At 62.4% G+C, this 22725-nt stretch carries 18 protein-coding genes; 13 read left to right on the forward strand and 5 right to left on the reverse strand.

What is annotated here, in order from left to right:
- Positions 1–16: 16 nt before the first annotated feature.
- The 8 genes from PBR20603_RS20060 to PBR20603_RS20095 are packed head-to-tail and all read left to right on the forward strand — an operon-like array spanning position 17 to position 10711.
- Positions 17–1714 carry a glycosyl transferase family protein gene (locus PBR20603_RS20060; protein WP_150561216.1) on the forward strand — a complete coding sequence of 566 codons (1698 nt, stop codon included), beginning with the start codon at positions 17–19 and terminating at the stop codon, positions 1712–1714.
- Positions 1711–4467, forward strand: coding sequence for an NfrA family protein (locus PBR20603_RS20065; RefSeq protein ID WP_150561217.1), 2757 nt, complete (start codon positions 1711–1713; stop codon positions 4465–4467). Before PBR20603_RS20060 ends, PBR20603_RS20065 begins: the two co-directional genes overlap by 4 nt.
- A gap of 45 nt (positions 4468–4512) precedes the next feature.
- Positions 4513–5523: an alginate O-acetyltransferase AlgX-related protein gene (locus PBR20603_RS20070; RefSeq protein WP_150561218.1), complete on the forward strand. Its 1011-nt coding sequence runs from the start codon at positions 4513–4515 to the stop codon at positions 5521–5523.
- Positions 5524–5527: 4 nt separating this feature from the next.
- Entirely contained in the window at positions 5528–6631 is a 1104-nt protein-coding gene (locus PBR20603_RS20075) for an alginate O-acetyltransferase AlgX-related protein (RefSeq protein WP_246174867.1), read from the forward strand.
- 44 nt (positions 6632–6675) lie between these two features.
- Positions 6676–8253 carry an MBOAT family O-acyltransferase gene (locus PBR20603_RS20080; RefSeq protein ID WP_150561219.1) on the forward strand — a complete coding sequence of 526 codons (1578 nt, stop codon included), beginning with the start codon at positions 6676–6678 and terminating at the stop codon, positions 8251–8253.
- A gap of 27 nt (positions 8254–8280) precedes the next feature.
- A complete protein-coding gene (locus tag PBR20603_RS20085; RefSeq protein ID WP_150561220.1) occupies positions 8281–8520 on the forward strand; it encodes an acyl carrier protein in 240 nt (79 codons plus the stop codon).
- Positions 8521–8552: 32 nt separating this feature from the next.
- Complete coding sequence (locus tag PBR20603_RS20090; protein WP_150561221.1) at positions 8553–10034, forward strand: AMP-binding protein; 1482 nt, start codon at positions 8553–8555, stop codon at positions 10032–10034.
- Between the two features lie 2 nt (positions 10035–10036).
- On the forward strand, positions 10037–10711 hold the full coding sequence (locus PBR20603_RS20095; RefSeq protein ID WP_150561222.1) for an alginate O-acetyltransferase AlgF: 675 nt from the start codon (positions 10037–10039) through the stop codon (positions 10709–10711).
- 37 nt (positions 10712–10748) lie between these two features.
- Here PBR20603_RS20095 and PBR20603_RS20100 read toward each other — a convergent pair whose 3' ends face one another.
- Positions 10749–11792: a DUF4434 domain-containing protein gene (locus tag PBR20603_RS20100; RefSeq protein ID WP_246174869.1), complete on the reverse strand. Its 1044-nt coding sequence runs from the start codon at positions 11790–11792 to the stop codon at positions 10749–10751.
- Between PBR20603_RS20100 and PBR20603_RS20105 the strand changes: the two genes are divergently transcribed.
- The gene (locus PBR20603_RS20105) at positions 11791–12009 is read left to right on the forward strand and encodes a hypothetical protein (protein ID WP_150561223.1); all 219 of its coding nucleotides are present in this window, start codon (positions 11791–11793) and stop codon (positions 12007–12009) included. The genes PBR20603_RS20100 and PBR20603_RS20105 overlap by 2 nt on opposite strands.
- Positions 12010–12123: 114 nt before the next feature.
- Here the strand turns inward: PBR20603_RS20105 and PBR20603_RS20110 are convergent, their stop codons facing one another.
- Genes PBR20603_RS20110 through PBR20603_RS20120 form a run of 3 tightly spaced genes read right to left on the reverse strand, consistent with a single transcriptional unit; the run spans position 12124 to position 16425 of the window.
- Positions 12124–13263 (reverse strand): acyltransferase family protein, encoded by a 1140-nt coding sequence (locus PBR20603_RS20110; protein WP_150561224.1) that lies wholly within the window; start codon positions 13261–13263, stop codon positions 12124–12126.
- Positions 13264–13268: 5 nt separating this feature from the next.
- A complete protein-coding gene (locus tag PBR20603_RS20115; protein ID WP_150561225.1) occupies positions 13269–14258 on the reverse strand; it encodes a DUF6492 family protein in 990 nt (329 codons plus the stop codon).
- Between the two features lie 19 nt (positions 14259–14277).
- The gene (locus PBR20603_RS20120) at positions 14278–16425 is read right to left on the reverse strand and encodes a GumC family protein (protein ID WP_174977996.1); all 2148 of its coding nucleotides are present in this window, start codon (positions 16423–16425) and stop codon (positions 14278–14280) included.
- A gap of 257 nt (positions 16426–16682) precedes the next feature.
- On the opposite strand from PBR20603_RS20120, the gene PBR20603_RS20125 reads away from it, so the two are divergent.
- From PBR20603_RS20125 to PBR20603_RS20140, 4 genes are all read left to right on the forward strand, one after another.
- Complete coding sequence (locus PBR20603_RS20125; RefSeq protein WP_150561227.1) at positions 16683–17399, forward strand: polysaccharide biosynthesis/export family protein; 717 nt, start codon at positions 16683–16685, stop codon at positions 17397–17399.
- A gap of 115 nt (positions 17400–17514) precedes the next feature.
- On the forward strand, positions 17515–18807 hold the full coding sequence (locus tag PBR20603_RS20130; protein ID WP_150561228.1) for a hypothetical protein: 1293 nt from the start codon (positions 17515–17517) through the stop codon (positions 18805–18807).
- Positions 18785–20449, forward strand: a complete 1665-nt coding sequence (locus PBR20603_RS20135; RefSeq protein WP_150561229.1) for a glycoside hydrolase family 44 protein — start codon at positions 18785–18787, stop codon at positions 20447–20449. The genes PBR20603_RS20130 and PBR20603_RS20135 overlap by 23 nt, the downstream gene beginning before the upstream one ends.
- A gap of 1 nt (position 20450) precedes the next feature.
- Positions 20451–21791, forward strand: coding sequence for an oligosaccharide flippase family protein (locus tag PBR20603_RS20140; RefSeq protein ID WP_246174872.1), 1341 nt, complete (start codon positions 20451–20453; stop codon positions 21789–21791).
- Here PBR20603_RS20140 and PBR20603_RS20145 read toward each other — a convergent pair whose 3' ends face one another.
- The gene (locus PBR20603_RS20145) at positions 21792–22721 is read right to left on the reverse strand and encodes an NAD-dependent epimerase/dehydratase family protein (RefSeq protein ID WP_150561230.1); all 930 of its coding nucleotides are present in this window, start codon (positions 22719–22721) and stop codon (positions 21792–21794) included. It lies immediately after the preceding gene.
- Positions 22722–22725: the final 4 nt, after the last annotated feature.

Genomic DNA, 22725 nt, shown 5'->3' on the forward strand with positions numbered 1-22725 from the left:
GTAGAGGCGCGTCATCGTGATCTCTTCTCTCTATTGGCCCTATCTGGTCGCCGACTACTATCACGCACTGGAAATTGCCGGTGCGGTGGTCGGCGTTGTCATCCTGCTGTCGAGCATTGACGATCTGTTCATCGATGCCTGGTACTGGGGACGTCAGATCTATCGCTCGCTGTTCATCAAGCGGCGTTATACGCCGCTGCAGGCGGCGCAGTTGCGCGCCGTGCGCGAACAGCCGCTTGCGATCATGGTGCCGGCGTGGCTCGAGTACGACGTGATTGCCGCCATGCTCGAGAGCATGGTGGGCACGCTCGAGTACAAGAACTACATGATCTTCGTTGGCACTTACAAGAACGACGAGAAGACGAAGACCGAAGTCGAACGGATGCGCCGACGCTACCGGCAATTGGTGCGCGTGGAAGTGCCGCACGATGGGCCGACCTGCAAAGCCGACTGCCTTAACTGGATCGTGCAGGCGATTTTCAAGCAGAACCAGCAGCAGCCCGAGCCTTTCGCGGGCGTGATCCTGCACGACAGCGAAGACGTGCTTCACCCGCTGGAACTGAAGTACTACAACTACCTGCTGCCGCGCATCGACTTCGTTCAGTTGCCGGTGACGTCGCTCGAGCGCGAGTGGTACGAACTCGTGGCCGGCACCTATATGGATGAGTTCGCCGAGTGGCACACCAAGGATCTGGTGGTGCGCGAGAGCCTGTCGAAGATGGTGCCGTCGGCGGGCGTGGGCACTTGCTTCTCGCGCAGGGCGCTCGAGGAGCTGGCCGCCGAGACGAACAATCAGCCTTTCAATACCGACACGCTGACCGAAGACTATGACATCGGCGCGCGACTGGCGCGGCGTGGCATGAAACAGATCTTCGGCAAGTTCCCCGTCGAATACGTGATCAAACGCGCCGGACTCTTCGGTTTCGGCAAGGAGAAGGTGTCGACGCTGCGCATGCCGCTCGGCATTCGCGAGTACTTTCCCAACACGTTCAAGACGGCCTATCGACAGAAGGCGCGCTGGACACTGGGCATCGGGCTGCAAGGCTGGGCGCAGGTCGGATGGCAAGGATCGCTCGCAACGAAGTACCTGCTGTTCCGTGACCGGAAGGGGCTGGCGACATCGTTCGTTGCGATCATTGCTTACGTGCTGTTGCTCAACTTCGTGCTGTTCCTGATCGCCGACAAGCTCGGCTGGTGGACGGTCTATTACCCGTCGATTTTCCCGCCCAACGGCTGGGTCATGACACTCATGAGCGTGAACGCCGTTGCGCTGGCGTTGCGTGTATCGCAGCGGAGCTTCTTCGTGTTCCACATGTATGGCTGGGAGCACGCGCTGCTCGCCGCGCCGCGCATGGTGATCGGCAACTTCATCAACGCCATGGCCGCCGCGCGTGCGTGGCGCCTGTTTATCGTCCACCTGGTTACGGGCAAGCGCCTTGTGTGGGACAAGACGATGCACGATTTCCCATCGACCGATCAGATCACGCAGCAGCGCCAGCGACTGGGCGAACTGTTGCTGTCTTGGCAGGCCATCGACGAGAGCAAGCTGACATTTGCATTGGAGACGCAAGCACGCGAGGGCCGTCCGCTGGGCGAGATCCTCATGCAATTGGGTTGGCTCGACGAAGCCACGCTTCACGAAGCCATCTCGTTCCAGCAAGGTGTGGTCGCCCCGCCGCTGCAGCCTAACACCCTCACTTCGGGCGCGACATGAAGACGCCTTTTCGCACGCTCGCCCTTGTCACGGCAATGACCTGCTGCTGGTCTGCCGCTCCGTCCCCGGCTCTGGCCCAGGCGTCAGCCACTGCAGATAAGGCGGCCGGTGAGGCGCCGCTTTCCGGTCAGGCATGGAAGCTTGCCGACCAGGCTTACAAGCACTATCAGGCTGGCCGTTTTGCGCAGGCCGCGACCTCGGCGGCTGGCGCGGTGCGTCTGCGTCCCGATGTTCTGCGCCTACGGATGCTGCTCATTTATTCGCTGCAACGTGCGGGCAAGCTCGACGAGGCTCGCAAGGCGGTCGACGATGCGCTCAAGTACGGTTTCAATGCCCCGGCGTTGCGCGATGCGAATACCAACCTGGCGCAGGCTCAGGCAGGGGGACCGCCGCCGACCGAGGCTTACCGGCGCGGCTTTCCTTTGGCGACGCAGGCCTATTCCGAATACAACGCGCAGCAATACAGCGAATCTGCGGCGCATGCGGAACAAGCGTTCCGCATCGATCCGTCGCAGGGCGCATGGGCGCTGCTGTGGATCGGCGCCCTCGAGGCGCAGGAAAAGCTCGACGACGGTGTGGCCGCCGCGAACACGGCGATATCGCTCGGCGCCCCGAACACCTCGGACCTGAAAGCCCGTATCCAGGTGCTCCGCGCGCGCAAGGCCGTCGAACCGGCCAGTCAGGGGTATCAGGCGATCATCGATAACCGGCCGAGAAACGCCATCCCCTTTGCGAGAGAGGCGGTCGGTCTGGCGCCGGAGGACGATAGTTACCGGCTGCTGCTGATATCGGCGCTCATGCTCGACAATCAGTTGCAGGAAGCCGAAGACGCTGCGTCCGATGCGCTCAAGCAGAACGACGAGAACACGGTCGCGCTGGAGATGCGCGGGTATTTGCGTCAGCTTCAGGGCAAGAAGGCGCTGGCAGATGCGGACTTCGACGAAGCGATCAAGCAAGACTGGCTCGACGAAGGACAAGTCCGCAACGTCCGGCTGATTGCGGCAGATGCAGCGCTTGCGGGCGGCGATCATGCCCGGGCCATTGCGCTCGTTACGCCGCTTGGCGACAAGGATGACGCCGCGAAGACGCGTCTGAAGCTCGCGCGCTCTAACAAGCGTCCGCCGTCGCCGCTCACGCAGGTCAATTTCCCGTCGCCGATTCAGGACCCGCGCGAGACACCCTACGGCACGGTCTACGAACTTCTGCCATATGACACGGTGGGCTATGGAGGACCGTCTGCACAGGCCTACGCCGCGTACGACCGCGAGGACTATCAAGAAGCGATCAAGCAAGCGCGTCGCGCGGTCGAGCTGGACCCGAAAAGCCCCATCTACCAGAGCCTGTTGACGACGGCACTGGCGGCAGGAAATTCGGCGCAGACGAAGGAGGCGAGCGATCGGATCGAGAAAGCGCTCGCCGAGAAGCCGGGGGATCCGGATCTACTGATTCAGCGTGGTTATCTGCGTCAACGCGTTGGCGAGCCGGCGCTGGCCGTGGAGGATTTCGAGGCGGCACGTGCGACGGGCAAGGCACCGCCCGATATTGTGCTTGCCGAAGGGTATGCGCTCTCCGCAGCCGGCCGGAAAGCCGATGCCGAGGAGACGTTCCGCAAGGCCATCGACGACTACGATGCGAAACACTTGTCGCTGACGCCGGAGCAGCTCTACGACACGCGCAGTGCCATTGCCGACGTATCGCGGCAATGGGGGGCAACGGTTTCTGCGGGCTATCGCGGCTCGCGTCCCGCTGGCGGAAGCCTTGGCGGGGCAGCGATCTCGGTGCCCGGCAATGCCGTATTCAGCTCCGCTGAAGTCTTCTGGCGTCCTCGCGGCTGGTTGAACTCGAACGATCACGCGTTCGAAGTCTACGGTCAGTTGTCGAACACGTTGTACGACGCAGGGGGCAACACGATCGCGCAAACGGGTCTCGATCCGTGCAGTCAGGCACCGATCAACATCGATCCGACATCGAACCGCGGCAGCTCGGGCTTTCCGACGACCGTCGGCATTCTGGGTGTGCGCTTCACTCCGTCGACAGATCTCGGGTTGACGTTCGGTCTGGAGCGCCAGTTCCTGCTCGGATCGGCGACCCGCTCCGGCACCTTCCAGCCCAAACGCCAGGATCTGCAATGCACGCTCAATCAGAGCAACCAGACGGCGAATTACCACGCCAATGCGGGCAATGGCGGCTGGCTGGCCTACGCCACCTATGGGTACTACATCGGTAGCGAATTGCGCATGGACAAGCCGAGCTGGTTCACGCTCGAGAGCTACGTGCAGGCGGGTTACTCGTGGCAAGACCTGCCATCTCAGCTCTGGCTTACGGACAACACGACGGGCGCGGCCGGCACCAGTACGTCGGGCACGGTCAAACGGCGGCAGTATTTCGCGGCCTTCGAAGTGCGCGCCGGGCAAAGCTTCCGGATGGACCAGATCGACGAACACCTCGTGCTGTTTCCCTATCTGGTGATGGGCGGCGATTGGTTGAGGAACGCCGATAGCGTGGACGGGCTGCCTATCAATGATCAGGGTTTGCCGCCGCAGGCCGTCAACAGTTATGACCTTCTGGGCAATAGTTCGTCGTGGTCGCTGGGCGCAGGTGTCGGCTTCAACATCCGTTACTACTTCCGCTCGGACCATTACAACACTGCCAGGTCGTACGTCGATTTCGCCACGCAGTATCGCTTCAGTATCGGCGGCGGGCAGGCGGATCGGGCGAAGGGGCTATTCATGACCCTGACGCTTTCTTACTGAGTCTTCAGGCATGACAGATTTTCATCGATATCGAGGAGTTGCCGCATGACCCCCAATGCTTCCGAATCCCGCGTGCCGCGACGCATGGGCGCAGGCATGCTTCGCTGTCTGACGGCTTGCGCGATGACGCTGGCCTTCGGAGCCGCGCTGGCGCAAGACGCTTCGACGCTCATTATTCGCGGCAAAGACAATTGGTTGTTCCCGGGCTGGGGCAGTCTCACGCAGGTGGACACCCGAGGCATCGATGCGAATACGGAACTCGTGCGCGAAGCGCGCGACGCGCTCGCCGCACACAACATCAAACTCGAAGTGCTGCTGCTGCCGGACAAGTCGCTGTTCTACCAGGACAAGCTGCCCGACGGCAAGGTCATGAGTCCCGAGGTCAAGGCGCGCTACAAGACTATTCTGGGCAAGTTGCAAGCGGCCGGCATCAACACGTTCGACGATGAGACCATTCTGCGCGGCATCAAGGACGGCGGCCAGGACGTTTACTACCGGACCGACCAGCACTGGACGCAAGTCGCCGCAGATGCCACCGCGCAGGCGACGGCCGACATGATCCGCAAGGACGTGCCGAATCTGTCGGGACAGCCTGGCACCGGTCTGCCGCTGGGTGGCATGGTCAACGACCGACGTTACGGCGATCTGGCCGAGCTCTTCATGACGACCGACGAGCGCAAGAAGATCGGCCGCGAGGTGTTTACGGTGCGCCGTCCGTCCGAAGGGCAAAGTCTGCTCGACGATGCCCCTGCCCCGGTGCATGTCACGGGACACAGCATGGTGCAGCCGTACTTCGGCTTCCCGCAGAAGCTGTCGAACATTCTTGACCGTCCGGTCTCGGTCAACTGGAAACCGGGAAATGTGGGGCAATGGGTGATGCTGCTTGAATACCTGGAGTCGCCTGCGTTCAAGCAGACGAAGCCGCAAGTGCTGGTCTGGCAGATTTTCGAACCAGCTTATTCGCAAGGTCCGGACGCCTCCGGTTTGTGGGACAACGCCTCGATCATGACGCCCGACACATGGCGCAAGCGTCTGAAGGCTGCACTAGGAAACTGAGCACGTGCCGGAAATTGATTCCCCCAAAGCGCCGTCGCATCGACTGACGGCGTTCGTCATGGCGGCGCTGCTTGCCGCCGGCCTCGTCTGGGGCGTGTGGACACTCGTTCACGCGCGGCTCGAGCGCGACCAGGTCAATCTGGGCGCGTGGCTCAACGGCACGGCAGGCGCCGCGCTGAACAAATCGCTACGGCTTCCCGAGCAAGAGACCGTCGAGACGTGGAACGCGGCCGTTCGCTATCGCGTGCTGGGTGACGTTGGCGAGCAGGTCGCCATGGGATGTCCGCAGTGGATGTTCTATCGCGACGGCATGCGGCCAAAGCCCGGCACGGGCGACGTCGTATTCGAGGACCGCTTGCGTCTCATGAATTACTGGCTGTCGCAGGTGCGCGCACAAGGGGTCAACGTGTTGGTGGTGGCCGTGCCCGACAAGGCACGTATCGAATCGGCGCATCTGTGTGGACGGCAGGTATCGCAGGCGATGCTCGCGCGTCTGGATATCGTGAAATCGACGCTGCAGCGCGAAGGGGTGCCGTTCGTCGATCTGCGCCCGACGCTTGCCGGTACAGACCAGCCGATGTTCTTCCGCACCGATGTCCATATGAATGCCGACGGCGCGAGAGCGGCCGCTGCCAAGGTAGCGACGGCTGGTCTTACGCTGTTGCCGGGCAAGGGCACACAGGCGTTCGATATCGGCGCGCCCGCACCGGCTCAGCCGCGCGTGGGCGATTTGCTCGCGCTGTCCGGGCTGGAGCATGCACACGGCGCGTGGCGGCCGCGTCCTGATCTGGCTTCAGCACAGCACATTGCGCCTATTCGCGCAGGCGGATTGCTCGACGATACACCGCCCGTCGAGGTCATGCTCGCCGGTAGCTCACACGGACGCCGCAGCAATTTTGCCGAATGGCTCGGTGTCGACCTGGGGCGCGAGGTGTGGAACCTGAGTATGGACGGCGGGGATTTTGCCGGTGCGCTGACGGTGGCTCTCAAACAGCGCACGCAGTGGCCCACGAGTCTGAAGCTGGTGATCTGGGAGTTCTCGGAGAACGCGCTGTCGCTGCCGCTCAGCGACGACGAGAAGTCCGCACTGACCCGCCTAACGCCCTAACGCCCTAACGCCCTAACGCCCAACGACCCGATACGCGATATCCGATGCTGTTCAACTCTTACCTATTCCTGTTGCTGTTCCTGCCAGTGGCGCTGGCCGGGCATTACATCAGCGGGGCAATCAATTTGCGTCTCGCGGCGTTCTGGCTGTGCCTGACGTCGTTCGTGTTCTATGGCTGGTGGAACCCGCAGTTCGTGGTGCTGCTCGCTACGTCGATCGCGTTCAACTATGCGATCAGCCAGGGCGTGTTGCGAAATGCGGGGCGTGCGCGTGTGCAGAACGCCATCGTCGCTCTGGGCGTGGGCATTGATCTGGCGGTTCTGTTTCACTATAAGTATTTCGCCGCACTTTTCGGATTTCTGCATGACCTCGGTCTGACGCATTCATCGGTCGATACGCTGATACTGCCGCTCGGCATCTCGTTCTTCACGTTCACCCAAATCGGCTATCTGCTCGACTGTCGTGCGGGGCTGGTCAAGGAACGTAGCTTGCTCAGCTACGTGTTGTTCGTCACGTTCTTCCCGCACTTGATCGCCGGCCCGATCCTGCATCACAAGGAAATGATGCCGCAGTTCGCGCAGCGGGAGAATTACCGGTTCAAGGCAGAGAACCTGTCGATTGGCGGCATTCTTTTCGTCATCGGTCTGGCCAAGAAAGTCCTGCTGGCCGACGCGATTGCTCCCTACGCCGATGCTGGTTTCGCCTCGCCGGGGGATTTGCAGTTCTGGGCGGCGTGGGGCACGAGCCTGTGCTACGCGTTGCAGGTGTACTTCGACTTCTCCGGCTATTCGGATATGGCGCTGGGGCTGGCAAAGATGTTCGGGATTCGTTTCCCGCTGAACTTCAATTCGCCGTACAAGGCCACGAGCGTCATCGATTTCTGGGCGCGTTGGCACATCACGCTTACGCGCTATCTGACGTCTTATCTGTTCTACCCGGTAGCGATGGCGATCTCACGGCGCCGAAGCAATCGCGGGTTGCCGGTCGGCTCGGAGGGCGCACGCACGCCATCAGGCTTTCTGAGTACAATCGTCGCGCCCACGGTGTTCACGATGGGGCTGGCCGGGGTGTGGCACGGTGCGGGTTTCCAGTTTCTGGTCTTCGGCCTGCTGCACGCGGCCTATCTCTCGATCAATCACGGCTGGCGCATTTTCGTCATCGGCCGAAAGCCGGCGTCGCGCAAGATCAACTGGCCTGCGCATATTGCGTCGGTGGCGATCACCTTCGTGGCCGTGCTTGTCGCGCAGGCATTCTTCCGCGCCAATGGTGTACACGACGCGCTGTCGCTGCTCGGAGGAATGATCGGCTTGCGAGGCGTTGAGGCGTGGCCGTCGCTGAGCTATCTCGACGGCGCGAGTCTTGGCGATGGCTGGCGTTTGCTGGTCGGACATCATCTGCAACTGGCCTATGTCGTTGTGCTGCTTGGCATCGTCTGGTTTACACCGAATGCTCATCAGATTCTCGGCCGTTATTCACCGGCGCTCTTCAAGGTGCAGGAAGCGGCGCGTCGCTTCATGCGGTGGCAACCGAACCCGGCATGGCTGTCGATCACGCTCGTGCTGTTGTTTCTGTGCCTCGTGAATCTTCACAAGGAAACGCGTTTCCTCTATTTCCAGTTTTGATTGCGAATTGATCGCGGGAGTCGTTTCATGAACATCAATCAGATTGAAGGCAAAGTCGCCGAGATCATTGGCAACATTGTGCTTACGCAGGTCGAACCGGACACGCTGCTCATCGATTCCGGGCTGGTCGACTCGCTGTCGGCGGTCGACGTGGTGCTTGCCGTCGAGCGCGAGTTCGGCGTCAAGGTTCCGCCATCGGAGATCGACGTGTATCTGCAATCGGTACACACGCTGGCCGCGTTTATTGCCGAACAGAAGGGCGCCTGAGTTCAGGGGCGATTTGCCGGAGAGATTCAACCATGCACTTCGATTTCGAACGGCTGGCGTTTGCAGACCTTGCACAGGCGCCTGAGGCGCCAGCGGTCGTCGACGCTCAGGGCACCCTCACATGGGCGGCACTGCGCGCCGCTACGGAACAGTGGATGGCTGATGCCACGCTGGCCGGAGCATTGCCCGACGTGCCACTCGTCATTTCAGGCCACAAGGAGTCGGGGTTTCTGGTGGCGATGCTTGGCTGTCTGCGCCTAGGTGTGCCGTTCGTGCCGGTGGACGTGATCAATCCCGCGCAGCGCATTGCCCGCATTGGAGAGCTGGTGCAAGCGGGGCTGCGCTTCGATGCCCAGGCCAATGTATTCGTGCCGACCGGGCACGACGCTGCCGCGCTGACGGAGCGCGGGCTTGCGTACATCATGTTCACCTCGGGCAGTACCGGCGACCCCAAAGGCGTGCAGATTGGCCGGGACAGCGTGGCGCTGTTCGCGGGCTGGATTCGCGACGACGTGAAGCCCGGGCCGGCGCCGGCTTTCATGGACCAGATGCTGTTCAGCTTCGACTTTTCGTTGTTCAACTGGGTGGGTGCGCTGGCCACGGGCGGCTGCTGCGTGCTGTGCCCGCGCGAAGTGATTGCCGATCGCCAGGCGTTTGCCGGTTATCTCGCGAATACCCGCGTCAACGTTTGGGCATCGACGCCGTCGTTCGTGCGGCAACAGTTGCTCAATGCCGATTTCGATCACGCACATCTGCCGGACTTGCGCATGTTCGTCTTCGGGGCGGAATCGTTGACGCCAGCCGTTGCCGAAGCGCTTTGGCAACGCTTCCCGGACGTGCGCATCGTGAATTCGTATGGCCCGACGGAAGCCACTTGCTCGACCACGTGGGTCGAGATCGACCCGGCATTGCGCGCGGCAGCCCCCCTGCCTTTTCCCATCGGCCGCGCCAAGCCTTATGCCGAAGTGTTCATCGACGATGGCGAGATCTGCATGGCGGGCGACCATGTCATGCGCGGCTATCTGAATCGTCCCGATCTGAACGAGACACGTCTCTTCCTGCACAACGGCAAGCGCGCTTACCGAAGCGGCGATCTCGGCGAGATCGACGCGCAGGGACTCGTCACCTTCCGCGGCCGTCGCGACGATCAGATCAAGATGCACGGCTACCGTATCGAGCTGGCGGAAATCGATGCCTCGCTGGCGACGCTGCCGGGGATTCGGGCGGGCGCTGCCGTGGCATTGCGGCGTCCGGATGGCGCGATCGTGCGCATGATCGGATTCGTCGAGCCGGAAACGAGCGGGCCCGCAGGTCTGCATGACGTACCGGAAGCGTTGGCCGACTGGAAATCGTTGCTTGCTCACCGTCTGCCGCCTTACATGATCCCGTCGGAGCTGGTCGTGTGTCACAGATTCCCGACAACGAGCAGCGACAAGGCCGATCGCAAGCAACTGGAACGGATGTACCTCGAAGCGCGCACGCGCCCGAGTCATTCAGCAAAAACGGAGTCGTAAGCATGAAGACGTTGCGTAATCTGACGCTCGCATTGACGTTGAGCGTCGCAGGAGCCGGTCTGGCCGCCGCTGAAGGAATCTTCTCCCGGCTTTATGCCGCTCGCCCGCCTGCCGGTTCGTCATTCGTGCGTGTCGTCAATCCGGGAACCGCGGCCATGCGCACGCAGGTGGCCAATGGCCCGACGCAGACGCTGGCCGGTGAGAAAGTCGCCAGTACGTATGCCATCGTCAAAGGAAATGAAGCGTTCCGGGTCGTCATCGACGGCAAGCCGGCAGGCACGCTTCAGGTGGCGCCTGATACGTTCAACACGGTGATCGCACATCGGGAAGGCGGCAAAGTGGTGCTCACCACATTGGCCGATGCCGCGGGTACGCAGGACGGTCTGAAAGCGGAGCTGCGCTTTTACAACCTGAGCGAGAAGTGCGAGGGGGCGCAACTGAGCGTGAGCCCGTCGGGGCCCGCACTGTTCGATAACGTGGGGCGGGGCGCTTCGGTGGCGCGAGCCATCAATCCGGTCAAGGCCACATTGGTATCGGGATGCGGCGCGGTAACGTCGAAGTCGCTGGCGCTGCCCGGGCTGGAGCCGGGCGATCACTACAGTCTGTTCCTGATCGGCACGGCGGCTGCGCCGGTGCTGCGCGGACAGTTGAGCGCAACCGACACGTATCAGCGATAAGTGTCGCGACGGCCTCGCGCCGTTGCGCACGCCGATACTAAGACAGCGCAGCCTTCCAGTCGCGCAGCAGCGCTTTCGAGCCGGGCGTGTCGTCGAGCACCCACGGATCGATGGCAAATGCGACCAGACGGGTCGCGCCGAACTGTCTGGCCATTTCCCATTGACGCTTCACGCGGTCGAAGTCGGCCACTATCGCGTTGAATTCGGTGCCGTCGTTCTTCTCCGACGGCAGCTCTTCGAACAGCTCGAGGATGATATCGAAGCCTTCCCCTCGCGATTTGAGCATCGAAAACAGTGGGGTGAGCGCTGTGTAGTTCGACATGCCCGCCACGCCGACGCCATCCTGAATCATCGGATGGAGTTGAACACGATCGAGCAGCGTGCTCCACAGGTCGGTGAGTGTGCCGAGCGTCGGAAGTTTGCTGAAATAGGTCGAAATGGTCGGCGCTTGCCCGCTCGTGGCGATGGCGACGTCTGCCAGCGGGCCGAGCCACGCCGAGAGCTTGTCGATCCGGAGGGGCGTGGCCCAGTGATATTGCTCCAGCTCGTAGGGCAGATACCACCCCCGAAATGCCGGATGTTTTGTCCAAGCCGTGTTCTGCATGTAGGCCGTGGCGCGTTTGCCGGTGCGTTGCAGATAGGCGTCGAGCGTGCTTGCCTGTGCGGCATCGACGGCCGTCCACCAACGTTCGTCGTACGGCACGCCCAGATGGACGCCCATCTTGAGGGCAGCGCTCTCGTCGAGGAGCGTGCGGATTAGCGCGTCGGAGGCCATCCAGGTGTTGTCGGGTTCCCCGTCGATCCCGACCCATTGCACGAAAATTTCCTTGCAACCCAGGGCATGAGTGGCGGTGAGGCGTTCACGCCACTGTTTTGGTGTCCATTCCAGATGACTGCGCCAGAGCTGCACGAAACTGCCACCGATTGCTGGCGGCGTCGTACAGGCAGTCAGTGGCAGGCAGGCGGCCAGTGCGGCGGCTTGCAGCAGACGGCGGCGCATCGGCGAAGCGAGAGCCGCTGCCGGTACAATGACGTCTTTGTGCATGGCTTCAGGCCGTGCGCCGTGTTGTGGATTCATCATGAGCAAACCTGCCCTCACTCTCAAGTTCAAGTGCACCAAGTGTGCCAAACCCGTCACGCTGTATTTGCAGAAGACGTCGGCCTGCTCGCATATCATCCCTTATCAGGGATGGTGCAAGTGCGGTCAGTTGATGCGTCACGCCACGGGCGACAAGGAGGCGGTGGCGTCGTTCGTCGACTCGATGGACCCGCTGTGGTCGCATCACCATCATCATTGAACGGCGCAGTCCTGCTGCGTCGTTATGGTGCCTGCCGCACGTCCCCGGTCCGTCCCCCGGACGGGGCATGTGGCCCGGCCGGCGTCATTTTCCCATGGCCCCGTGCCGCCGTGCTCAGCGAGTGGTGTTGACCGGGGGGCGCCCGCCAAGCCACGCCAGACGCCGTCGAATGACCGCCTGTGCAGGGGCTTCCAGCGCCCGGTAGACCAGACGCGCCAGCGCGAAAACCACAACGAGATACGCCGCGAGGAACCACGGGCTCACGGCAAGCGTTGCGCTGCCGATGCCGAACAGTGACAGCACGATCACGGCCGCTAACTGTAACGGGAAGTGGATGAGATAGCTCGAGTATGTCGTGTTGCCGAGGTTGGCAATCGGCCCGGCCAGTGGTGCGGGAATCCACGGCTCGATGACTTGCAGCAGAACGATCGAGACCGGCGCAATGACGGTGGCCGCCAGATACTTCGTGCCACCGAATGCCGCGCAAAAGCCGATCAGACCGAGATAAGCAGCGCAGCACAGCAGCACCGTTGCAAGCCGCCGCGACTCAATGACGCGCCGCAGCCGCTCATACACCAGATGCACGGCGCCGCCCATGAAGAAGTAAAAGGCGCAGAAGACGATGTTCGATTCGCTGCCCTTGATCTGGTGGTGGATCAACAGCCCGCCCGCAGCAGCCGATGCGCCCATGAGCACCAGCGTCCATACCAGCCCGATGCGGAGAAACCGCGCGAGCAGGAAGAACACGAGATAGATGACGATCTCCGTCGACACGCTCCAGACCGGCCCGTTGAACGAGTCGGTGTGCGGCGTGAGCCACCCGGACGCGAAAATCACATTGACGAAGAAGTCATACGGCGTGTTGTACGGATACACGAAGAACGCGTGATTCTCGCGAACGTAGTACGCCTGAAGCGCAGCCACCGCGACAAGCGTGACGATGTGCAGCGGATACAGCCGCGAGAAACGGTTCAGGAAGAACAGTCCGCCGGACACCCGCCGTGCGGCGATCTTCGCCAGATAGCGATTGAAGAAGATGAAGCCGGAGATCGTCCAGAAAACGTTCACGCCGAGCCATCCGTAATCGTAGAACGGATGCAGCACGGCGTAGAGCGGCTGGCCGCTGCGTACGACGTCGATCGACGCCGTCGCCGGATCAAAGAAGAAGTGCTGGTAATGCCAGATGAGAACGGCGAATGCGCTGAAGAACCGCAGGATCTCGATGCCGACCAACCGGTCTTGGGTACTGCTCATCGGTCTTATCCCTTGATTCCTTTCTCTCCGCGAAGTTTTCGCAGCATTTTGAGCCCCTTGCGTATGGCGGCAGAGTATATCTCTTTGCCCTTGAGCAACGGGTCGACATGCCGGTCGTAGGGTTGAATCGTGATGGGGAAATAGGGTGACAGCTTGGCCACCACCTGATCGAGCGGAATTTTCGTGTTGCTCTGAACAACTGCGAACATGCCGTCGCTCTCGGGCGCGAAATAGTGCGCGGCGTCCCATTCCTGCATCTTGTCGGCGAACCACACGCTCTCGCTGGCATGCAATGTGCGCTGCGGCGGCACCGCCTGCGTGTGATACCGGTCGAGCAGTCCCGCGTACTCGGCATTGAGCCAGTACAGCGTGTATTCCGTCCAGTCGATGGCGTAGTTGGCGAGCAGCACACGCTTCCAGTCGGTGCCGTTCACCGCTTCGAGCCGTTGCTGCAACGACAGGCAGAGCGAGCGCGACAGCGTCGCTGGTGTCCACCAGACACCCTCGCGCTCCAGATGCGGCTCGACGTCGAGCAGCTTGGCCGACGCTTCCCAGTAGTACGGCTCGACACTGCGCGCCTTGAGGTGCGTCACCGCACGGCCGTCGACGATCAGCGAATTGAAGTCGAAGGTGTGCGTGGCGAAGCAGTCCGGATCGAAGATCAGGAAATACTCGGTCTCGATCCACTCCGGTGCGTTGATCTTGATGATCTGCTGACGATGCCAGTTGCGGATCTGGTGGCGCTGCGAGAACTCGGCAAACGCCCCCATGTACAGCGATTCGTCGATGACCTCGATGGGGAAGTCCGACCAGGCCTTGGCATAGCCCCTGACCTCGTCGACTTCGTCGTGCGGCACGATGATCACGAAACGATGGAACAGATCCGGCGTCGTGAAGTGGCGCAGCGATGAGAACAGGATGTCGCAACGGCCGATGTTGTCGGCGTAATGTCGTCCCCGGGTCTTGATCGGCAGGATCGCACTGATTTGTTGCATGTTGGTCTGAGGCCGGCGGCTAGAAGAAACGGTAGATGACGCTGGGGATATACCCGCGGCGATGCGTGAGCGCCACGCCGATCAATCGCCCGCCGGCGTCTTCGACCTGGGCCTTCAGTTCCGCGATGACCGGTTTGCGCGTCGCTTCGGCGCGCACCACGAGCACCGTGGCGTCGGCGAGCGAGGCGTTCTCGATGCCGGTGAAGGACTGGCTCGACGGCGGCGCATGGACGACGATGTAGTCATGCGACTCGCGCAGCGCGTCGAACAACCGGGCGACCTGCTGCCACGACGACGGGATCGCCCCGCTGAGCGGTTGCGCCACGACGATGTTGTGGCCGTCCACGCGCGTGATCTTCAGATCTTCGATGACCGGCGAATCGGCCGGCACGACGGCGTCGGCGCTGACCGTGCCGCTGCCTCCGTTCGATGGCCAGGCCAGCAGACCCTGCGCATTGGGCTTGCCGTATATCGGCGAATCCGGTGTCGAGGCGATGTCGAGGATCAGGATCGGCTTGGACGTGCGATGTTCGAGTTCGGTGGTCAGGCCCTGAATGACGGACAGCAGGCCATCGTTCTTGCCGGTCGAGAGCGCCATGACGACCTTGGCGTGCGCGTCGGTGCTGCTGTTGATCGCCGCAATCATGCGGCCGTACGCCAGATGGGCGGGCCGTGCGAAAGCGGGTTCGGTGCTGGCGGCACTCCCGGCGGCGACAGCCTCTGTCGAGCCCGCTGCAACCGCACTCCCGCCCGTACCCGTGCGCCTGTCACCGCTAAGCAGCACCGGTGCGTTGACCACCGGCAGCAGCAGTGCGCGCTCCACTTGTTCGGGGCTCAGGAAAGTCTCGCGCATACTCGCCAGAATCAGCACCGTCAGCGCAGAAATCAGCAGGCCGGCGACGATCGATGCGGCGATCAGCAGGCTGGCCGATACGCTGCGCTGCGACGGCGGGAACGGCGCTTGAATCACGCGCACGTTGGTGCCATTGATCTGGCTCACCTGACCTTGCTGCACACGCGCGAGTTCGACCTGGCGCGAACGATCCTTGAAGCTATCGGCAAGAATGTCACGGCGCGCCTGCAACTGACTCAACTGGCTCGAAACATCGCTCATCCCCTGCAACTTGGATCGCGTTTGCTTGATTTGCTCGTCAAGTGCGGCTTGCTGCGCGAGGCCGCCCGAAATGCTTGCGCCCAGCACGGCCAGACGTTCCTGCACCACGTCGTAATAATTGTTGTGGCCCATGCGCGTCGCCGTCATCATCTGCTGCTTCTGGTTCGCGATGTTGGCGCGCATGTCGGCGATCTGCTTGTCGAGCTGCTGCACGAACGGCGACGTGGGCAGGTAGCGCGAAGCGAAGTCGGCACGCTTGGTCTCCAGCTCCATGAGCGTGACCTGCATGCCGTTGATCGCGCGGCTGGATTCGGAGTCATCCGCATAAATAGGAATGGTCGAGCGCACGTCCTTGGTCGACGTCTGCAACGACTTCAGTTCGCTGCGGTCCTGCGCCAGCTTGGCGTCGGTTTCCAGCTTGCGCTGCACGAGTTCGGCTTCGAGCTGCACGGCGCGCGACGTCTGGTCGTCGATCTTGACGATGCCATGCTTTTTCTGGAACGCGAGCAAGTCGGCGTCGGCCTTGTCGAGCTGCTTGCCCACGTCGTCGCGCTGGCTGACCAGCAGATTGACCCGGCCCGAGGTGAAGATCGATGCGCGCTGGCGGAAGTACTTGTCGAGCAGGCGTGCCAACGCCTGGGCGGCCACTTTCGGATCGGTATCCGAGTAAGTCAGCGTGATGGTGTTGGCGAGGTCGTTCTGCTCGATATGCAGGCGGCGCTCGAAGTTCTGCAATTCGCGATTGATGTCGCTCTCGGTCGCCCCCGGACCCAGCTTCGACAGAATCACTTCCCGGTGCAGTTCCGGGCTCGACAGAATCTGCGCTTCGACGCCGTTCAACTGGCCGGGCGGCGGCTGCATCGATACGCCGGGATTCGGGTTGTTGGTCTGGTCGTAATACCCTGCGTTCAGGACTAGCAGCGTGGCCTGTGCCTTGTACGGAATGGGCACAAACAGGGCGGCAAGAATGCCGATGGCAACGATGGCGAGAAATACCGCTGTCGCAATCTTGCGGTAATAGAAGAATGTGTTGAGATAATCTCGAATCGTCACGTCGACGACCGCGGCGCGCCGGTCAGGCCTTGTTCTAGTCGTAATTGCCATAGGGATGCAAGAAGCGGAAAGGTTGCCCGGCCACAGTGAATGGCTTCAAGGCGCATATCTTACGGAAAAATGTCCCCGAAAAGTCCCCCAAAAGCCAATATTGTCCTATAAATCCGACGCTGATTTATGGTGCTTGGCGAGACGGCCGAACTGCTCTAGAGTACGGTCCAAACCGTGAAACTCCTCGGCTTCTAGCCATCTGTCCAATGAATATTCTCCGCCCGACCTGTGTATTGGTGCTGATGATGCTGACGGCTTGCACTCACACATGGGTTGACACGAAATACCAGCAAGCCGATCGCTTCGCGACCTGGGTCGACGCCGCGCCGAGCCCGTATCGTCTGTTGGCGGGCGACGATATTTCGGTCGTTTTGCCATTCAACGTCGAACTCAACTACAAGGGCCGCGTTGCCCCGGATGGCACGATCGCCATGCCGTTCGCCGGTAATCTGCCGGCCGCCGGCCAGACCCTCGCGCAGTTCGGCGAAACCGTGAATCGCGCGCTTGCGGCCAACGGCATGACCGCCAACGCGCACGCGATCGTCGCGGTCACCCAGACCGCCGCGCACATCTTCGTGGGCGGTGAGGTGGGCAAGCCCGGCGAACTCGCACTCACGCCCGGCATGAGCGTGATGCAAGCCGTCATCACCGCACAAGGCCTGCTCGATACGGCACGCACCGGCGAGATCGTGCTGATTCGTCGCAGCCCGGATGGTCGTCCGATGCTGCGTACGGTCGACGTCAAGGCGCTCACGCAGCAGGGCGACCCGGCACAGGACATCGTTCTGCAATCCAACGACACCATATTCGTGCCGAAGTCGTCGATTGCCGAAGTGGATATGTGGGTCGACCAGTACATCAACAAGGGCTTGCCGTTCCAGAAGAACCTGAACTACGACATCAACGGCGCACGCAGCTTCTGATGAGCGCTCGCACCCGGTCGCCGCAGACTACCCGCGGCAACCGGGCGCGCCAAATTCGCCAAGTCTAACCACCGAATTCAACCACTTCGTGACAGCCGGGCAGCAAACCCTCGAAATGAAATCCGCCGCCCCCGGCGATGTGACGGACGAATTGCCGCCCGTCTTCGCGGGTGACTTGCCGCGCACCTTTGTCGTCGGCTGTCTGGTGGTGCTCTTGCCGCTGTTCGGTCAGACCTTCCACTACATTACGGCGCTGTATCCGCTGTGGGCGCTGTCGAAGGCGTTCCCCATCCTCACGCTGCCGCTGGTGTTGCGACTGGGCAGTCAGCCGCGTTTCCCAATGACCCGGCAGGTGCTGCTGAGCTTCGCCTGGCTGCTTCTGGTGCCGAGCTTCGCCGCCGTCATCTATTTCCACGAGAGTGTCTTCGTCAGCATCACGGCGCAGGTGAAGCTGCTGCCGATCCTGTATTTCTTCTCGTTTCTGGCGCTGCTCCTGATACTCAAACCGACGCTCAATGAGCTGGGCCGCAGCTTCGTGATCCTGGGCGCGGTCGTCGTCGGCGCACTGATCGTCATGTGGATCGTGGTGCCCGCGAGTTGGTACAAGGAAACCTACGTTTTCGGTCAGGCGCCGTTCTTCACCAGCGACAGCCGCGGGCATCGCATCCGGATGTCGATGTATTTCCCGTTCATCCTGCTGTTCTTTTGTTATCGCCGCGCGTTTTTCGAACGCCATCTCGGGTACCTCGTTGGAGCGCTTATTGGGCTGGCCGTTGCGCTGCTGATCGTGAAGTCGCGCGCACTGGCGATTGGCGTCATGGGAGTGCTGGTCATCAACACGTTCGTGTGGGCGCGTCCGCGTGCACGTATCGGGTTGCTGATCGTGGCGCCTGTCGTGCTGGCAAGTATCTTTTCGATGGGGTATCTGGCGACCGTTTTCAGCGCAGGAACCGAAACCGGTTTCGACACCCGTCGCATTTCGGCCCAATTGGCGACGCGCTTCCTCGGTGACGATTCGATGCGCTGGCTGTTAGGCGTGGGCACCATCAGTCCCGCGAGCGGCGATACCCTCACGACCTACTTCCACCATTTTTTCTTCCTGGCGGACATTACCTGGCTGGGGATCGTGTTCGAGTTCGGCCTGATCGGCGCGCTGATCATTCTGGGCTTGCAACTGCGGGGCTTGTTTTTCTACCGGCGTTTGCGTGCGGAAGTCGAAGACGACTTCCTTGGCGCGCTCTACGACTATCTGGTCTTTGTGCTGCTGGCCTCGTTCTTTTACCCCCCAACGCTTGCGCCAGGCGAGACCGCCGTCATTCTGGCGATATTCGCGTACATCTGGCGTGCAGGCGGTTTCGACAATCGTGCAGATCCCCGGAGTTTCCATGCGCGTGTTGCCGCGCCGTAGTGCGTGTTCCAATCTGATTCGACTGATGGGCGCGGCCGTGCTGCTGTCATGCGCAGCCTGCACGAAAGCGACCCCTGGCGCACCGCTGCCGGTAGCGATCGCGGTGGATGCGGCCGCGAATCGTCATCCGATCAATCCGCTGATCTACGGCATCAATTTCGGTACGACGGCGATGCTGCAGGACTTGCGCGCGCCGCTCAATCGCTCGGGGGGCAACAGTGCGTCTGCCTATAACTGGCGGCTCGACGCTCGCAACGCGGGCCGGGACTGGTATTACGAAAGCCTGCCGGTGAATCCGGCCGACATCAATGACCAGTTCGGCGACCGGTTTGTCGGGTTGACGCAGGCCGGTGGTGCAACCCCCATCATCACTATTTCGATGCTGGGGCGCGTGGCCATACTCTCACGCGCCCGCGAGCGGCTGGCCAGCTTCTCGATTGCCAAGTACGGCCCGCAACAGAATTACGACGTCGATGGCATGACCGACGCGGGCAACGGCATCCTGCGAGACGGCACACCCGTCGTCAACGATCCGGACGACGCCACGATGCGCGACGATCCGGCAAGCCAGCAGGCGCGAGTCACGGCGCTGGTCCAGCAGTTCGGACCGGCACGTGCGGGTGGCGTGCGGTACTACGCCATGGATAACGAGCCGAGCCTGTGGCAACTGATTCACAACAATTCGCACCCGGTTGGTGCGCACGCGAGCGAAATTGCCGCGAAAGTGATCGCTTATTCGCGCGCGGTGAAGGCCGCTGACCCGGGCGCCAAGGTGCTCGCGCCGGAAGAATGGGGCTGGAACGGTTATCTGTACAGCGGGTTCGACCAGCAGTATTCGATCAAGCATGGCTACGCGCAGGCACCGGACCGTCAGCACGAGACCGGCGGCATGCCCTATATCCCGTGGCTGCTCACGCAGTGGAAGAAGGCAGGTCGTCCGGTCGACGTCTTCAGTCTGCACTTCTACCCGCAGAGCAAAGAGTACGAGGAGCCGGCCAACGGCAATTCACCGGAGATCGCGCTCATGCGCAACCGCTCCACGCGCAACCTGTGGGACCCGAATTACAAGGACCCGACGTGGATCAACAGCGTGGTCGCGCTGATTCCGATGATGCGCCAGTGGGTCGACACCTACTACTACCCGGGCACGCCCATCGCGCTCACCGAGTACAACTGGGGCGCGGATACCCGCATGAACGGGGCGACGGCGCAGGCCGACATTCTGGGCATCTTCGGACGGGAAGGGCTGGACATGGCCACCCGCTGGGGCACGCTCGATCCGTCGATGCCGGTCTACAAGGCGATCAAGCTGTATCGCAATTACGACGGAAATGGCGGGGAGTTCGGTTCGACCAGCGTCGCCGCCACCGTCCCCGATCCCGATACGGTCTCGGCGTTTGCAGCGTTGCGTGAGAAGGACGGCGCCTTGACCGTCGTCGTGATCAACAAGCAACTCGATCGGGCCGCGCAGGCCACGATCTCGCTGGCGAACTTTGGGCAAACGGGGACCGGGGAGGTCTGGCGATTGGCGGACAATCAATTGACGCGTCAACCGGACGCCACCTATTCCGGCGGCGAACTGCGTGCCGATCTGCCGCCACAGAGCATCATGCTCTTCGTGTTGCGCAAGCCGGCCAAGTGACATGACGGATACGCGCACCTCGCCCGGCAAGACGGGCGCTTCGATGATTCGCGGCAGCGTGATCAGTCTCGGCGTTCGCTTGCTGGACCTTCCCAGTCGCTACGGTTTTCACCTCCTGGTTGCGGCGGCGCTCGGCGTTGTCGATACCGGCAACTTCTACATCGTGTTCAGCACGATGGTGGCGCTCGCGGGCTTCGGGCGGTTGGGCATCGATCAGGCGCTGACGCGGCAATTGGCGATGGATGTCGCGTCAGGGCAGTCCGGCGCCGTTCGTCCTGCCATTCGACGCGCATTGGGGCGGGTCTTCATCGCGTCGGTGGCGGTGTCCGTCTTGCTGGCGGCAGGGGCGTCGCTATTCGCCAACGATGTGCTGAGAAAGCCTGAGCTGGCGGTGCCGCTCATGCTGGGCGCGCTCTCGTTCGTTCCGCAAAATGTGGGCGCGGCGCTCGCGGGGGCGCTCGCCGGATTGCAGCGTGTGGGCTATAGCCAGATGATCTACTCGTGGCTCTGGCCGGCGATTTTCTGCGTGGCGGTCATCCCGCTGGTGGTCACGCAGCACCTGACAGTGGCGAATGCGCTGGTCCTGATCGCAGCCAGCTTTACGCTCGCGGCGATTGCCGGCGCCGTGTTGCTGCAACGGTTCCTGCGCGAGATTCCCGCAGGTGCGCCGCATGGTCCTCTCCCGGGGCTGTTGAAGCCCGGTCTCTCGCTTTTCTCGCTGGAACTCACCAAGCTACTGATTACGTCGGCACCCGCCATCGTCCTCGGCATTGTCGCCACCTCACGTGAGACGGGGCTCTTTGCGCTCGCGTGGCGTCTGGCGCTGGTCGTCAACATTCTGATCAGCGGTGTGACCGGAATGGCCGCGCCGCGATTCGCGAGCCTCTATGCCCGTCAGGACCTGCCCGGGCTCGAGCGCAGTGCTGCGCAGGCCATCGGACTGGTGCTGTGTCTGGCGCTGCCGGTGACCTTGGGCATGCTGCTCGTGCCGCAGCATCTGCTGGGACTGTTCGGTCACGGTTATGACGATGGCGCGAGCGCGTTGCGCGTGCTGGCGCTGGGACAGATGGCCGCGGCCTGCTTCACCGCCATGCCCGAACTGCTGGGTATGACAGCCCACACGCGCGCGCTCATGCGCATCAACGTGGTATCTGTCGGCGTGCTGTTGCTGTGCCTTGCTGTGCTAACCCCACTTGGCGGGAGCGTCGGGGCGTCGGTGGCGGCGTCGCTCGCCATTACTGTCAACGGTGCCGCCGCCGCGTGGGCGGCACGCCGATTGCTCGGCGTGTCACCGTTCACTACGCTCTGGCGTTGGACGGCGGGACGCGTTGCCCGTCGTTGATCAGGACCGTGCCGCTTCCGCCCGAATGGCCTCGCGCCACGGCGTCCACGTCAAATCGAAGGTCTTCTCCGCCAAGCCGGCATCGAGGCAAATGTCTTGTTGCCAGAGGCGGGCCAGTGACGGCGGCAGCGGCGGCGGCAACCCTTTCAGGCCAATCTTGCGGCCCGCAATCTCGGCAATCTTGAGCGCTGGGGCGATCACTTTCGTTTCGATCTTCAGACGTCGTGCGCCAATGCGCTTGACGGGCGTGGCCCCCAACGCCATCGCGTAGGCGGTGAAATACTCGTTCCAGCGTGGTGCGTTCGCCATGGCGAGGTTGTACGCCCGGCCGCCCGCTTCGGGTTGGCGCAGCGCCTTGAGCGCGGCGGTGACGACATTGTCGACGTGAACCAGATTGCTGTGCGCATCGCCGGCCGCGCCGAGATCGCCGAGGCGGCCCGCGCGCAGCAGTTCGGCAATGCGCTCCGACCACTGCGGGCTGCCGCCGCCATAGACACAGCCCGGGCGCAACACCGAGACCATCGGCAGGCCCGTGAGCGCTTGCTCGGCCTCCACCTTCGCCATGCCGTAAGGGCTCGCCCCGGCGAGCGCAGCGGTCTCGTCGATCCGGCCCTCGGCCGTGCCATACACTGCCATCGAGCTGAAATACACCACCGGTAGCGGCGTGCTGCGCGCATCGAGCGCAGCACGCAGCGCGCGCGCGTTGGCGACAATCGTCTCCGGCGACCCGGCAACGCAGTTCACCAAACCGTCGGCATCGGCGAGTGCTGCGCCCAACGAGGATGCGCTGAGCGCGTCGACAGCGCGTAGGCCGAGGCCGGCGCGGCGGGAGGCCGCGATCGGTTCGGCCCAGTCGGTGGCAGCGAGTGCCTTGACGACGTGGCGGCCGATGAAACCGGTCGCGCCGGTGACGAGGATGCGGGCTTTCATGAGG

The organism is Pandoraea bronchicola (assembly GCF_902459805.1).
Classification (GTDB): domain Bacteria; phylum Pseudomonadota; class Gammaproteobacteria; order Burkholderiales; family Burkholderiaceae; genus Pandoraea; species Pandoraea bronchicola.